11 protein-coding genes are annotated in these 14,934 nt (G+C 68.9%); 9 read left to right on the forward strand and 2 right to left on the reverse strand.

Features of this window, described 5'->3' with window-relative positions; translation table 11 throughout:
- Positions 1 to 588: 588 nt before the first annotated feature.
- The 5 genes from CHB84_RS10300 to CHB84_RS10320 all read left to right on the forward strand — a co-directional run bounded on the left by CHB84_RS10300 (position 589) and on the right by CHB84_RS10320 (position 7,595).
- Complete coding sequence (locus CHB84_RS10300) at positions 589 to 831, forward strand: LysM peptidoglycan-binding domain-containing protein (protein WP_245818663.1); 243 nt, start codon at positions 589 to 591, stop codon at positions 829 to 831.
- 290 nt (positions 832 to 1,121) lie between these two features.
- On the forward strand, positions 1,122 to 1,646 hold the full coding sequence (gene nrdR / locus CHB84_RS10305; RefSeq protein WP_089301329.1) for a transcriptional regulator NrdR: 525 nt from the start codon (positions 1,122 to 1,124) through the stop codon (positions 1,644 to 1,646).
- A 92-nt stretch (positions 1,647 to 1,738) separates the two neighbouring features.
- Positions 1,739 to 5,737 (forward strand): vitamin B12-dependent ribonucleotide reductase, encoded by a 3,999-nt coding sequence (locus CHB84_RS10310; RefSeq protein WP_089301330.1) that lies wholly within the window; start codon positions 1,739 to 1,741, stop codon positions 5,735 to 5,737.
- A gap of 209 nt (positions 5,738 to 5,946) precedes the next feature.
- Positions 5,947 to 6,375 (forward strand): CBS domain-containing protein, encoded by a 429-nt coding sequence (locus CHB84_RS10315; protein ID WP_089301331.1) that lies wholly within the window; start codon positions 5,947 to 5,949, stop codon positions 6,373 to 6,375.
- Positions 6,376 to 6,494: 119 nt separating this feature from the next.
- The gene (locus CHB84_RS10320; RefSeq protein WP_089301332.1) at positions 6,495 to 7,595 is read left to right on the forward strand and encodes a DUF4192 domain-containing protein; all 1,101 of its coding nucleotides are present in this window, start codon (positions 6,495 to 6,497) and stop codon (positions 7,593 to 7,595) included.
- Between the two features lie 22 nt (positions 7,596 to 7,617).
- Here CHB84_RS10320 and galE read toward each other — a convergent pair whose 3' ends face one another.
- Together galE and CHB84_RS10330 are read right to left on the reverse strand one after the other, a co-directional pair.
- Positions 7,618 to 8,628, reverse strand: a complete 1,011-nt coding sequence (galE, locus tag CHB84_RS10325; protein WP_089301333.1) for a UDP-glucose 4-epimerase GalE — start codon at positions 8,626 to 8,628, stop codon at positions 7,618 to 7,620.
- An 18-nt stretch (positions 8,629 to 8,646) separates the two neighbouring features.
- The gene (locus CHB84_RS10330) at positions 8,647 to 9,342 is read right to left on the reverse strand and encodes an iron-dependent transcriptional repressor DtxR (RefSeq protein ID WP_089301334.1); all 696 of its coding nucleotides are present in this window, start codon (positions 9,340 to 9,342) and stop codon (positions 8,647 to 8,649) included.
- A gap of 195 nt (positions 9,343 to 9,537) precedes the next feature.
- Here CHB84_RS10330 and CHB84_RS10335 point away from each other — a divergent pair, with 195 nt between their 5' ends.
- From CHB84_RS10335 to CHB84_RS10350, 4 genes are read left to right on the forward strand one after another with little or no spacing between them, the layout of a single operon-like run.
- On the forward strand, positions 9,538 to 10,380 hold the full coding sequence (locus tag CHB84_RS10335; RefSeq protein WP_089301335.1) for a sulfurtransferase: 843 nt from the start codon (positions 9,538 to 9,540) through the stop codon (positions 10,378 to 10,380).
- 30 nt (positions 10,381 to 10,410) lie between these two features.
- A complete protein-coding gene (locus CHB84_RS10340; protein WP_089301336.1) occupies positions 10,411 to 11,583 on the forward strand; it encodes an acetoin utilization protein AcuC in 1,173 nt (390 codons plus the stop codon).
- A 38-nt stretch (positions 11,584 to 11,621) separates the two neighbouring features.
- The gene (locus tag CHB84_RS10345) at positions 11,622 to 14,366 is read left to right on the forward strand and encodes a bifunctional acetate--CoA ligase family protein/GNAT family N-acetyltransferase (RefSeq protein ID WP_089301337.1); all 2,745 of its coding nucleotides are present in this window, start codon (positions 11,622 to 11,624) and stop codon (positions 14,364 to 14,366) included.
- 49 nt (positions 14,367 to 14,415) lie between these two features.
- On the forward strand, positions 14,416 to 14,892 hold the full coding sequence (locus CHB84_RS10350; protein WP_089301338.1) for a hypothetical protein: 477 nt from the start codon (positions 14,416 to 14,418) through the stop codon (positions 14,890 to 14,892).
- Positions 14,893 to 14,934: the final 42 nt, after the last annotated feature.

The raw sequence follows: 14,934 nt of genomic DNA on the forward strand, positions 1-14,934 counted from the left end.
CCGGGTCGCAGGTGAGTAGCATCCGTCGGTTCTGCTCGCCCGCCTGTTCGACGCGGGTTCGACGATCTCGGAATGTTCGGAGCTCTCGATTTTGTCGGTAGGGCGTGGTACAAAGTCGCTCAGACGTTCGATAGAACGGGTGTTCGACCTGAGGTGTATCGCCGGAGCACCCTGCAGACGGGGTCCGCGGGCGAGCTCTCGGCGAGCCGATGGCGAATGCCGCGAACGAGGCGACGAGGAGGGTCCGCGATGCCGGTACTGGCGGGCAGTGAGGGTGTCGGGCGATCGCCCGGCCCGGACGTCAGCGCGGATGTCGCCGGGTGTGACGCCGGGTGTGACGCCGGGTGTGACGCCGGGTGTGACGCCGGAACGGCAGTTCCGGCCGGGTCGCCCCGGGGTGGCTCACGGCGTGACCGGGTGATCGATGTGCGGCGATCCGTGACGGGCTCGCGGCGTCGGCCCGCAGGGCCGGCAGGGCCGGCACGGCCGGGACTACGGCCGACGGCGTGTCTGGTCCCGCGAGAGGGTAAGAGTTCACGGGAGTCGTGGGTTCTCCTGGGGACCGTCGGCGTAGCGGTGTGTGCGGTCGTGATCGTGCTCGGTCTCGCGCTCGGTGGCTTGGCCGGGGCCGTGTCGCACGAGGTGCCGGAGCGGACCGGAGTGGTTACCGTGTCCGACGGCGAGTCGCTGTGGGATCTCGCCCGCCAGCACGCTCCGGACAGCGACCCGCGCGCGGTCGTGGAACGCATTCACCGGCTGAACGAGCTCGAGGACGGGTCGGGCGTCGCGGCGGGGGCGGTGTTGACCGTGCCGGTGCAGGTGCCGGAGTAGGGTTCTCTGGGCGGTGCGGTCCACGGCGACGGCCGGAAGGCCCGGGAAGTATCACCCTGTCGGGTCGGTTGCGGGCCATGCGGAACCGATCTATCGTCGACCCCAACATGTAGTAGTTACACTGGTGTAGTTGCTCCACAGGTTGGGGTACACTGGAAGAGTAGGTGTTCACAAGCGCGGTGGGGTATGTCCACCGAGCGTTCGTGTCGGGTCCATGCGGTGGGTGCCGCCCGGGTCGGGTGGCAGCGTCGGTGGTCGGCGACCATGCGGTGAGAGGCAGGTGTTGCGCAGTGCGGTGCCCGTTCTGCAGGAACGCCGACTCCAGAGTGGTCGACTCGCGTGAGGTGGACGAGGGACAGGCGATCAGACGCCGCCGGTCGTGCTCGGCGTGCGGGCGGCGGTTCACGACCTCCGAGACCATGGTGCTCGCCGTGGTCAAGAAGTCGGGGGTCACCGAGCAGTTCAGCAGGGACAAGGTCGTGACCGGCGTGCGGCGCGCGTGCCAGGGGCGTCCGGTCGACGAGGACGACATCCAACAGCTGGCGCACCGGGTCGAGGAATCGATCCGTTCGGCGGGCGCCGCGGAGATACCGAGCCATGAGGTCGGTCTGGCGATCCTTGGGCCGCTCCGGGACCTCGACAGCGTGGCGTACCTCCGGTTCGCCAGTGTCTACCGCGCCTTCTCTTCGATCGAGGACTTCGAGAAGGAGATCGCGGGGTTGCGGGAGGCCATCGGGGGCACCGGCGGTGCTGCCGAGACCACTGATACCGCCGATGCCGCGGATGCGGCCGACGCGGGCGGGCGTGCCGACTGACCGGTATCGCAGCAAACCAGGACGAGACAGTTCGCAAAGTTCGTGAGAGGTGTCGGGACCGAGCGTCCGGACGCCGGAGTGAGGGAGAAGTGATGACGGAGACCGTGGGAGTCGCAGCGAAGTCGGGCCGGTCCGGCAAGGGCAAGGGCTCAACGAAGGGGGAAGGCCGCGGACTCCGGGTGGAGCGCGTATTCACCACCGAGGGCGTGCATCCGTATGACGAGGTCACCTGGGAACGCCGCGATGTCGTGATGACGAACTGGCGGGACGGCACGGTGAACTTCGAACAGCGCGGTGTCGAGTTCCCCGACTTCTGGTCGATGAACGCCACCAACATCGTGGTGAGCAAGTACTTCCGGGGCGCGCAGGGCACCGCGGAACGGGAGAACAGTCTCCGTCAGCTCATCGACAGGGTGGTCAAGGCCTACACCGACGCGGGCGTCGAGCACGGTTACTTCACGACCGACGCCGACGCCGAGGTCTTCGCGCACGAGCTCACCTGGATGTTGCTGCACCAGTACTTCAGCTTCAACTCGCCCGTGTGGTTCAACGTCGGAACGGCCTCCAGCCAGCAGGTTTCGGCGTGCCAGCCTTATGATGCTTTGGTGAGTACCCCCGCTGGGATGGTGCCCATCGGTGACCTGGTGACGCAGGACGCCGTCGGCGAGAAGGTGTTCGACGCGCACGGCGTGACCAGGATCCTGGCGACCAAGTTCAATGGCAGGAAGGACGTTCTACGTCTGCACACCAAGGCGGGACATGCGCTGGACGTGACGGCCGACCACCTGGTGTGGCGAGCGAACTCGACTGCAGGGTCTGGGCGTTTCGTGCCGGCCGGAGAGCTCCGCGAGGGCGACAAGCTCGAGTGGCGCCGGCGGACGTCCTTCGGGGAAGCTGAGATCACGTCGCGGGCGATCGCGGAGGCTGCGCTCGCCGGTTGGCTGCAGTCCGATGGCTTCGTCGGTCAGTACGACGGGACCAACAGCTCGTTGACCATCGAAGCCATGACCGTCAACGATGCCGAGCGCGATTGGGTAACGGCGGCCCTCGACGGCGTCTTTCCCAGCGTTCATCGCAAGGAGCGGAAGGTCGACACAAGGGACGCGAGCCTCGACTGCCGCCGTATCCGGCTATACGGCAATGAGCTCGAGGAGTTCGTGGAGAAGTGGAATCTGCGGGCGCGGGGTATCGACATCGCCGCGCCCGCTGCCATGTTCACGGCACCGCTCCCGGTAGTCGCCGCCTACCTACGGAGTCTCTTCCAGGCCGAGGGGTATGTCTCGGCACGGCAACGTTCCACCATGGTCGGCCTCTACATGATCAGCGAGCCCCTGATCAGAGACGTTCAGCAACTACTCGCACGGTTCGGCATTTTTGCTCGAGTTCGTCGCAAGACAGAGAAGCGCTCCGATCGGCACGATACCTGGGGTATTCAGATCCAGAACGCCGGTGATCGGCGCACGTTCGCCGACGAAATCGGCTTCATCGACCCGATCAAGGCGGACAAGCTCGAGCGGTCCTTCGAGCAACCGGGGCGGGCTGCCCGGGATCTGAAGCGCTTGGAGATCGAACGCATCGAGTCGCGGGGCGCCATGGATGTCTACGATATTCAAACGGAATCCGGCGAGTACCTCTCGAGCAACCTCCGCGTACACAATTGCTTCATCCTGTCGGTCGACGACACGATGGAGTCGATCCTGAACTGGTACCGCGAGGAAGGCCTGATCTTCAAGGGTGGCTCGGGGGCCGGCCTGAACCTGTCGCGCATCCGTTCGTCCCAGGAGCTGCTGCACTCCGGCGGAACCGCATCCGGTCCGGTGTCGTTCATGCGGGGCGCGGACGCCTCGGCGGGGACGATCAAGTCCGGTGGCGCCACTCGCCGCGCCGCGAAGATGGTCGTGCTCGATGTCGACCATCCGGATATCGAGGAGTTCGTGCACACCAAGTCGAGGGAGGAGCACAAGATCCGTGCGTTGCGCGACGCGGGCTTCGACATGGACTTGGGTGGCACCGACATCAGCTCGGTCCAGTACCAGAACGCGAACAACTCCGTTCGGGTCTCGGACGAGTTCATGCAGGCTGTGTCGTCGCGTACGAAGTTCGGGCTGCGCGCCCGCACCACCGGTGAGGTGATCGACGAGACCGATGCCGGCTCGCTGTTCCGCTCGATGGCGCAGGCGGCGTGGGAGTGCGCCGACCCGGGGTTGCAGTACGACGACACCATCAACGACTGGCACACCTGCCCGGAGTCGGGACGGATCACGGCGTCCAACCCGTGTTCGGAGTACATGCATCTGGACAACTCGAGCTGCAACCTGGCCTCGCTCAACCTGATGAAGTTCCTTTCCGAGGACGGCACGTTCAACTCGGAGCTGTTCGTCAAGGCGGTGGAGCTGGTCATCACCGCCATGGACATCTCGATCTGCTTCGCGGACTTTCCCACCGAGGCCATCGGCGACACGACGCGCAAGTACCGGCAGCTCGGGATCGGCTACGCAAACCTCGGTGCGTTGCTGATGGCGACGGGGCACGCCTACGACTCGGAGGACGGCCGGGCATTGGCCGCGGGGATCACCTCGCTGATGACCGCGGTGTCCTACCGCCGTTCGGCTGAGCTGGCCGGAGTCGTCGGCCCGTACGAGGGCTACGCGCGCAACAGTGAGGCGCACCAGCGGGTGATGCGTAAGCACGCCGCCGCCAACGACGCCATCCGTGCCAGGGACAGCAACGACGTCGCCGTGCGGCGCGTGGCCACGGCCGAGTGGCAGCGCGGCATCGAGCTGGGTGTGCAGCACGGCTGGCGCAACTCGCAGGCCAGCGTGCTCGCGCCGACCGGAACGATCGGCTTCATGATGGACTGCGACACCACCGGCGTGGAGCCCGACTTCTCGCTGGTGAAGTTCAAGAAGCTGGTCGGTGGCGGGTCCATGCAGATCGTCAACCGGTCGATCCCGCGTGCCCTGCACTCGCTGGGATACCAGGAGGAGCAGGCCGAGGCGATCGTGGAGTACATCGCCGAGCACGGCCACGTGATCGACGCACCCGGGCTGCGGGCGGAGCACTACCCGGTGTTCGACTGCGCTATCGGTGAGCGGGCGATCTCCCCGATGGGTCACGTGCGGATGATGGCCGCCGTCCAGCCGTTCCTGTCCGGTGCGATCTCCAAGACGGTGAACATGCCCGAGGAAGCGACGGTCGAGGACGTCGAGGAGATCTACTACCAGGGCTGGCAGCTCGGCTTGAAGGCGCTGGCGATCTACCGGGACAACTGCAAGGTCGGCCAGCCGCTGTCCACGGGCAACAGCGACGCCGCCAAGGACGAGGCGAAGAACCGGGAGGATGCCGCCGTGGGCGGCGCGCAGCAGGAGCCGGTGGTGGAGTACCGGCCGGTCCGCAAGCGACTACCGAAGAAGCGTCCGAGCCAGACGGTGTCTTTCACGGTCGGCGGTGCGGAGGGCTACCTGCACGCCGGCGAGTACCCGGACGACGGTCTCGGCGAGATCTTCGTCAAGCTCGGCAAGCAGGGATCCACGCTGGCCGGTGTGATGGACGCCTTCTCGATGTCGATCTCGGTCGGGCTGCAGTACGGCATCCCGCTGGAGTTCTACGTGAGCAAGTTCCAGAACCTGCGTTTCGAGCCGGCGGGGATGACCGACGATCCGGATATCCGGATCGCGACCAGCGTGCTCGACTACCTGTTCCGCAGGCTGGCGCTGGACTACCTCCCGTACGAGAAGCGGGAACAGCTCGGCATCTTCACCGCGGCCGAGCGAACCGCCGCTGTGGCCGAGCAGTACGGCGAGTCGGGCTCCTCCGAGGACGACGTCGATATGGACGCCCTGCGCAGCAGCGTCGACGCCAACACGATCGACAGTGGGGCGCGCGACACGGACGACGAACCCGCGGCGCCTGCTTCGTCCATGGACGACGACCAGCAGACTCCGGAGGCGCACACCACGACCGAGCTGCTGGAGGCCCGGCTCGGTAAGGCAGCGGACGCACCGCTCTGCATGACCTGCGGGACCAAGATGCGCCCTGCCGGATCGTGCTACGCCTGCGAGGGCTGCGGAGCGACCTCCGGTTGCAGCTGACCGGCGCGTAGCGCGGACGTGCCGCGGGGGCGAGCCGGTCCGCTCGCCCCCGCGTACGGCACGCGTCGCACGGGTTACTGGCCGGTAGATCTGCTCCGTACGGGCTACCGGCGGGTAGGTTGACCCTCCGGTGTCTTCCGCGGACGTCGATGAGCGGGTTACTCTACAGGGTGCTGCTGTGAGGCCCGTCATGCGAGGGAAGGAACTCGATGCGTATCGCCGATGTGCTCCGCGCCAAGGGGCACGAAGTCGCCACCATCAGCCCGGACACCACGGTGTCCGAGTTGCTCTCCGTGCTCGCCCAGCGCAACATCGGCGCCATGGTCGTGCTCGGTGAGGAGGCTGTGGTCGGCATCGTGTCGGAGCGAGATGTCGTCCGCCGTATGCACGAGCGCGGCGCCGCACTGCTCGACGCCCCGGTCTCGGAGATCATGACGGCCATGGTCGCCACCTGCACCCCCGACGACACCGTCGACGATCTCACGCAAGTCATGACGACTCGCCGGATCAGGCACGTCCCGGTCATCAGCAACGGTGAGCTCAGCGGCATCGTCAGCATCGGTGACGTGGTCAAGAGCAGGATGGACGAGCTTCAACACACCAAGGAGCAGCTCGAGGCCTACATCGTGCAGGGTTGATGGTTCGCAAGGCGAACGTAGCGGGTGCTGGTCCCCGGAGGTTGTGCACACCGGCCACATCCGTCCACCGATTCGGCTGACCGCCGCACGGCGCGGGCTTCACCGCGCACCGTGGGGGTATGACCAACGAATCGGAATCGGCGGACACCTCCGCCAAGCGGCCCGTCGTCCGCGTGCGAGGCATCGCGGAGCTGCTCGCTTCGCTGCCCCAGATCCTGGGATTCCGGCCCGCGGAGTCGGTGATCCTGCTCGCCGACATTCATCCGGGCAGCCGCAAGTACGGTCCCGTCATCCGCGCCGACCTGCCGGCCGCAGGTGACGAACGAGCGCTGGCCTGCCAGTTGGCCGCGGCGGTCTCGCGTTCCCGCGCCATATCGGTGACTACTGCCGTCCTCGGTGAGCTCACCGGTGGCGGCGACGCCGAGCGGCACGACCTGCCGTGGCGGGCTCTGGTCGAGGCGATCGGTCGTGAGCTGCGGGAGCGCGGGATCGACCATGCCGCCGCGGTGTGGGCGCCATGTATCGCGGGCGGCGTCGGCTGGCGCAGCTACCAAGACGCGCGACTCGGTGGCGTCCTTCCGGAGCCGGAGAGCACCGTGGCTGCTGCTCGCGCTGTCGAGTCCGGCCTGGTGACCTTCCGGAGCAGGGAGGATCTCCGGGAGCTCGTCGAGCCGGACAGCAGCTCGCAGGGGCGCGCTCGGGCCGAAGTGGTCGCCGAACGCATCCGCGCACGAAGGGCCGCGCGTACCGGACCGTGCTCACCCGAGAACGCCCGAGCGGTAGTGGCGGACGCGCTGGGCAGGTCGCTCGGCGGGGACCTCGCGTTCACCGACGACGAGCTGGCCGAGCTCGCCCTCGCGCTGTCCGACCGCGACGTGCGGGACTCGTTCCTGGCCGCCGCCGCGCCGGAACGCCGGGAACTCGCGCGTGCTGCCGCGCGGTTGTGGCAGCTGCTGTGCAGGACACTACCGGCTCCGGAACGGGCGCAGGCTGCCGCTCTCGCGGGTTACGCGGCCTACGCGAGCGGGGAGGGTGCCCTTGCCAGGATGGCCCTGGAGGTGGCGCTCGATACGGACCCCTCGCATGTGCTGGCCGCACTGCTGATGCGGGCGCTCGGTGGGGGCATCGAGCCACGCACCATCCGCCGGATCGCCCGCGGCCGGGATGAGCTCGACCGGCTGCTCCCGCACGTGGAGCCGGATCAGCAGGAGCCTCCGTAGCACCACGAGTACGCGCGGACGGTCACGGCGAGGGGGAACGCCCGTATGCGGCGTGGCCGTCGCGGGCGAAGGCCCACGCGTCGTTGACGATGTCGCTGAGGTCGGGCCGTTCCGGCTTCCACCCGAGCTCCGTGCGCGCGCGCTCACCGGCGGCGACCAGCACAGCCGGGTCGCCCTCCCGGCGCGCGGCGGTCACACTCGGGATGTGCTGCCCGGTCACCTCGCGGCAGGTATCGATCACCTCGCGCACGGAGAACCCGGCTCCGTTGCCGAGGTTGTAGATGCGGTGTTCCCCGGCGGCCACGCGGTGCAGTGCCCGCAGGTGCGCGTCGGCAAGGTCGGCGACGTGGATGTAGTCGCGTACCGCGGTGCCGTCCTCCGTCGGGTAGTCGTCGCCGTAGATCTGTACCCGGTCGCGCTCTCCCGCAGCCACCTGAAGAACGATCGGGATGAGGTGGGTTTCGACGCTGTGACGTTCCCCCCAGTACAGATGGGCGCCCGCTACGTTGAAGTAGCGCAGGCTCACCGCGGCCAGCCCGTACGCCTGTGCATACGTGGTGATGGCGTGGTCGATGGCGAGCTTGGTGAACCCGTAGGTGTTGGTCGGCTCCGTCGGTGCCGACTCGGGGATGGGCGTGCGATCCGGGTTCCCGTAGGTGGCCGCCGTCGAGGAGAACACCAGCCGCGGGATGCCGTGCCTGCACATTGCGTCGAGCAGTCGTAACGACGTCGTGACGTTGCCGTGCCAGTACGAAGCGGGCTCGGCCACGGACTCGGCGACCAGGGACTTGGCCGCGAAGTGCAGTACCCCGTCGAACCCCTCCGCGAGCAGGGAGCAGGCGACCTCGGCCGCGTCCCCGTGCACGAAACGCGCGCCTGCGGGAACGGCGTCCCGGTGTCCGGTGGACAGGTCGTCGACGACGGTGACGTCGTGCCCCTCCTCCAGCAGGCGTGCGGCGCACACGCTGCCGACGTAGCCCGCACCGCCGGTCACCAGGAACTTGCCTGCAGGGGAGTGGTTGCCGGTCGCCATACCGCTGTGCCTGGCCGACTACTGCACAGTCGCGAGGATCGCGTGGAGCACGTCGGCGGGCACGTCGACCGACTCGCCGCCGCCGCTGATCGTGATCTTGGAATCGGCGCCGGTTGCCCGCGCGATCTGCACCGTGCCTTCCGGCGACAGCCCGACCGACCGCAGGGTCGTCATCAGGTCCTCATCCATCTGCACGTGCTCGGCGATCCGCTTGATGGTGACCGTGCCGCCGCCGGCACGGGCCAGGTCGTCGAGGCGCACCAGGTTGGGCTCGGCCGGTGGAGCCGGTTCTCCCGCACCGAGCTTGTCCAAGCCGGGGATCGGGTTGCCGTACGGCGAGGTCGTGGGGTTGTCGAGTAGCCGCACCAGCTTGTGCTCGACGGCCTCGCTCATCACGTGCTCCCACCGGCACGCCTCGTTGTGCACGTGCTCCCATTCCAACCCGATCACGTCCACGAGCAGCAGCTCGGCCAGCCGGTGCTTGCGCATCACGGCGATGGCGAGCTCGCGTCCGTGGTCGGTCAGCTCGAGATGACGATCTCCGGCCACCACCACGAGGTTGTCGCGTTCCATCCGCGCGACCGTCTGGCTCACCGTGGGGCCGCTCTGGTCGAGGCGCTCCGCGATCCGCGCCCTCAATGGCACGACACCCTCTTCCTCCAGCTCGAAGATGGTGCGCAGGTACATCTCCGTGGTGTCGATGAGATCGTTCACTGTTTGTCCTTAGTCGGGTGGGAAGGGGTCGGGCGCGCGATCGGCGCGTATGAATCCCTATCATTCGCCAACGACCTCATCGTAGCTACCGTGCGCGGGCGGCACGTGCGCGCGTGGGTGATGTGCGGCCGGCGCGCGTCGTGGCACGCGCGCGTGGGTAGCCGGCGACGGGACCTCCTCGGGCAGAATGTGCGTATGGGCCCACTGATCGGCACCGAGAAGCTCGCGGCGATGCTCGAGGGGCCTGCCCCGCCGGTGGTACTGGACGTGCGCTGGCGGCTGGCGGGCCCGCCGGGCGCGGAGTCGTATGCCGACGGACACCTGCCCGGAGCCGTGTTCATCGACGTCGACACCGAGCTGGCGGGCGCGCCGGGGGAGGCGGGCAGGCACCCGCTGCCGGAGCCGGCCCGGCTGGAGCGGACGCTGCGTGCGGCCGGGGTGACCGGCCACCGAGCGGTGGTCGCCTATGACGACGCGGACGGTTCGGTGGCCGCCAGGGCGTGGTGGCTGCTGCGCTGGGCCGGGCACACCGATGTGGCGGTGCTGGACGGTGGCTACGCGGCATGGGTGGCCGAGGGACGCCCGGTGACGACCACGGTGCCGGACCCGCCGGAGGGCGACGTCGAGGTGCGACCGGGTGGGATGCCGGTGCTCGACGCCGACGAAGCAGCCCGGTGCGCGCGTGCAGGCACCCTCCTCGATGCCCGCGTCCCGGAACGCTACAGCGGGGACACCGAGCCGGTGGACCCGCGAGCCGGGCACATACCGGGAGCGATCAACGCCCCGTTCACCGCGCACACCGACGCGCGGCGGCGCTGGCGAGAGCCGGATGATCTCGCGAGGTATTTCGCCGAGCTCGGCGTGCGGGCGGGCGCGCCGGTCGGTGCCTACTGTGGCTCGGGAATCACCGCGAGCGCGGCCGTGCTCGCACTGGAAGTGGCGGGTTTCGAGCAGCAAGCCGGGCTGTATACCGGGTCCTGGTCGCACTGGAGCCGTGACCCGCGACGACCGGCCGCCACCGGCGAGCGGCCAGGTTGATGATCTCGTGCGAGTGGATAGGGTGGGGCGATGCACTCACCAGCGGTCGTGTGGCATTCCTCGCTGCTGTCCTACGACTTCGGGGCAGGTCACCCGTTCAACCCGGTGCGGCTCGATCTGGCTGTCCGCCTCGCGCGCGAGCTGGGCGTGCTCGACGGGGTCTCGCTGCTGGTCCCGCAGGAAGCCGAAGAGCGTGACCTCGTGCGCGCGCACACCGCGAGCTATGTGGACGCGGTCAAGCGTGCCCCCGAGGTCGGGTTCGATGTGGGCCACGGTCTGGGAACCGGGGACACGCCTGTGTTCGCGAACATGCACTCGGCGGCCTCGCTGGTCGTCGGGTCGACGCTGCTCGCCGCGCGGCAGCTGGCCGAAGGCCGTGCCAAACGTGCCGTGAACATCGCGGGTGGCCTGCACCATGCGATGCACGACCACGCATCAGGGTTCTGCGTCTACAACGACTGCTCGGTCGCGATCTCGTGGTTGCTCGACAACGGTTTCGACCGCATCGCCTACATCGACACCGACGTGCATCACGGCGACGGGGTACAGGCCGCCTTCTACGACGACCCCCGGGTGCTGACGATCTCGCTGCATCAACATCCGATGACGTTGTTCCCCGGAACAGGCTTTCCCGGCGATGTCGGCGGCAGCGGAGCCGAGGGCCGCGCGGTGAACGTCGCCCTGCCCCCACGCACGCCGGACTCCGGCTGGCTGCGTGCCTTTCACGCGACCGTCCCCGGGCTGCTCGAGGAGTTCCGCCCGCAGGTGCTGCTCACCCAGTGCGGGGTGGACTCGCACGACGAGGACCCGCTGGCGGAGCTGGCGCTGACGGTGGACGGGCACCGCCGGATCTACCAGGAGCTGCGCAGCCTGGCCGAGCAGTACGCCGACGGGATGTGGCTGGCTGTCGGCGGTGGCGGGTACCAGCTGGTGCGGGTCGTCCCCCGGTCGTGGACGCACCTGATGGCCACCGTGCTCGACAGGGACATCGACCCGCACACGCCGGTCCCACCGATCTGGATGGCATCGGTCGGCGAGGCAGCCCCGAACACCGACCTTCCGGTCACTATGGGAGACGGGGCTTCGGTCGAATTCACTCCATGGGACGGCGTGAGCGAGGAACCCGTCGATACGGCTATCCGGGAGACGCGCAAGGCGGTCTACCCGCTGTACGGGCTGGATCCCAACGACCCTCGTGACTGAGACCCGGAACAAGCTCTGCGGCGAGAGGGGTGGTTGAGATGACGGCGCAGGACGACTCGGCCGGCAACGGCTCGGCCGAGGATGCGCGACGGGAGGCCTTCGACTACCCCCGCCGCTGGGAGGCCGATGTCGTGCTCTCCGACGGGGGGACCGTACGGCTGCGTCCCATCGTGCCCGATGACGCCGATCGCATCGTCGCGCTGCACAGCAGGCTCTCCGAGCGGACCCGGTACTTCCGCTACTTCGGTGCCTACCCGCGCATCCCGCCTCGTGACCTGAACCGGTTCACTGTCGTCGATCACCACGACCGGGTGGCGTTCGTGGCCGTGCTCGGGGCCGAGATCGTCGCGGTCGGCCGGTACGAGCGCCTGGAAGGAGGGCCGCTGGCCGAGGTCGCGTTCGTCGTCGATGACGCCCACCAGGGCAGGGGACTGGGATCGATCCTGCTCGAGCATCTCGCCGCGGCGGCGGCCGAATGCGGTATCGAGCGGTTCGCCGCCGAGGTGCTCAGCGAGAACGCCGCCATGGTGCGGGTGTTCCGGGACGCCGGGTACGAGATCACCAGGGAGCTGGCCGAGGGCAGCATCCACCTCGAGTTCGACATCGACCCCACCGAGGAGTCCCTGGCGGTGGCGAGGTCCCGCGAGCAGGCGGCCGAGGCACGGAGCGTGCAGAACATCCTGCACCCACGCTCGGTCGCGCTGATCGGAGCCTCTTCGGACCGTTCGAAGATCGGTTACGCGGTGTTGAGCAACCTGCTGGGCGCCGACTTCTCCGGCACGGTCTACCCGGTGAACCCGGAGCACAACTCGGTCCGAGGGGTGCTGACCTACCCATCCGTCGTGGACATTCCCGACGACGTCGATCTGGCCGTGGTCGCCGTGCCGGCCGACAAGGTCGATGACGTGTTGGACGGAGCCCTCGAGAAGGGCGTCAAGACACTGGTGATCGTCTCGTCCGGATTCGCGGAGGCCGGCCCGCACGGGATGCACGCGGAGCTGTGCGTGGTCGGGGAGGCACGCGCGCACGGGATGCGCGTGGTGGGGCCCAACGCGTTGGGTGTGCTCAACACGCACCCGGACGTGCGACTGAACGCGACGCTGGCACCGCGCCTGCCGCCGAGAGGGCACACCGGCTTCTTCTGCCAGTCCGGGGCTCTGGGGATCGCGATCCTCGACGACGCGGAGAAGCGAGGGCTGGGCATCTCCACGTTCGTCTCGGCGGGCAACCGCGCGGACGTCTCCGGTAACGATCTGCTGCAGTACTGGGAGACGGACCCGGACACCGAGACGGTGCTGCTCTACCTCGAGTCCTTCGGCAACCCGCGCAAGTTCGCGCGTCTGGCGCGGCGCCTCGCGCGGCGGAAGCCGATCGTGGCGGTGCGGTCCGGGCGGCGTGTCGTGCGTCCCGAGCTCGCCGCCACGTCGGCGGATGTCGACGACGCGAGCGTGCAGGCGCTGTTCGAGCAGGCCGGTGTCATCCGAGTGGAGTCGCTGGACCAGCTGTTCGACACCGCGCTCGTGCTCGCGCACCAGCCGCTGCCGGAAGGCTCGCGGGTGGCCATCGTCGGCAACTCCGCGGCGATCGGTGCGCTGGCGGCGGACACGGCGTTCGAGTACGGCCTGACCCTGGTGGGGGAGCCGGTCGATGTCGGCCCGCAAGCCGGGCCGGACGAGTTCGCCCGCGCGGTGCGGGAGGCGCTACACAGCCCGGAAACCGATGCGCTCGTGGTGGTGTTCGTTCCGCCGCTGGCGATCCCCGGCACGCACTACGCCCGCGCGGTCCGGGAAGCTGCGGCCGAGGTGGCTCCGCACGACCAGAAACCCATCGTCTCGACGTTCCTCGCCGTGGAAGGCATCCCCGCGGAGCTGGCGGTGTACGGGGCGGACGGCGCCCCGGCGCGGGGCTCGGTCCCGTCCTACCCGAGCCCGGAACGCGCGGTGACCGCCCTGGCGCGCGTGGTGCGGTACGCCGCCTGGCGAGCCAGACCGACCGGGTCGTTCACTCGACCGGCGGAGCTGCACCCCCAGCGGGCCCAGCAGCTCGTGCGCGATGCGCTGGACGAGGGTCCGGAGGGCGCGCCGGGGCGCGGCGGCTGGTTGCCGGACGCGGTGTGCATCGAGCTGCTGGCCTGCTACGGCATCGAGCTCGTCGACTACGAACGCGTGTCGTCGGCGGAGGCGGCTGTGCGGGCCGCCGAGTCGCTGGGTTTCCCGGTCGCGCTGAAGTCGGTGGTGGACCGGCTGCGCAGGAGCCCGGACTTCTCCGGCGCCCGGCTCGATCTCTACACCGCGGACGCGGTACGGACGGCCTACCGCGACGTCTGGGAGCTCGCCGACGAGCCGGAGGTCTACGTGCAGCGGATGGCGCCACGCGGGAGCTCGTGCGCCGTCGGGCTGCAGGACGACCCGTCGTTCGGCACGCTCGTGTCGTTCGGTCTGTCCGGCAGCCTGGGAGAACTGATCGGCGACCGTGCCTACCGTGCCGTCCCGCTGAGCGATGTCGATGCCTCGGATCTGGTGCGGGAGCCGCGTACGTCGGCGTTGCTCACCGGGTACCGCGGTGGCCCGTCCGCCGACCTCGATGCGCTTTCCGGGCTGGTCCTGCGGGTGTCCGCGCTGGCGGAGGATGTCCCGGAGATCCGCGTCCTCGAGCTGGACCCGGTGATCGCGACGAGCGAGGGCGCCACCGTGGTCGGCGCCCGGATGAAGATCGGTGAGCCCCCGTCCCGCCCGGACAGCGGCCCGCGTCAGCTCCGCCCGATCGACGTGCCCGCAGAATGATCACCTCGGCACGGACAACCCTTCGGATAGCTCACGCGTCATCACGGGCATGAACGCCAGACAGGTACTCACCGGGGCCGCGACACTGCTGCTCGCCCTCGGTGTCGGCTGCGGGCAGGACTCATCCGGCGAGAACGCCGAGGGTAACGATGCGCCGGCGAGCGGGCCCACCGAGTCGGTGTCACCCGACCCGGGCAGCGAGTCCGATCCGCAGCACGGGGACCCGGTGCCGTCCGAGCAGATCGACGACTCCGCCCTGCCGACGGAGTACCCGAGAGAGGTCTCCACGACCGGGGGTGGACGTACGCTGGTCATCACGGCGATGGAGTCCAACGGCTGCGTGACGGCAGAAGCCGAGCACGGCGCGGAGACCGAGCAGGACGTGACGGTCGTGCTGGTACACCACACACCCGGCGGCGACGTGATGTGTACCCAGCAGGTGACCTACCCGCAGGTGGCCGTGCAGCTGGACGGGGCTCTCGAGGAGCGCACCGTCGTGCTGAGGACCGAGGACCGGCAGGGCTGAACGTCACCGCGTCGGGCGCGGACTCCTCGGCGGTCGTTAGAG

It is taken from the genome of Haloechinothrix alba (assembly GCF_900188115.1).
GTDB classification, from domain to species: domain Bacteria; phylum Actinomycetota; class Actinomycetes; order Mycobacteriales; family Pseudonocardiaceae; genus Haloechinothrix; species Haloechinothrix alba.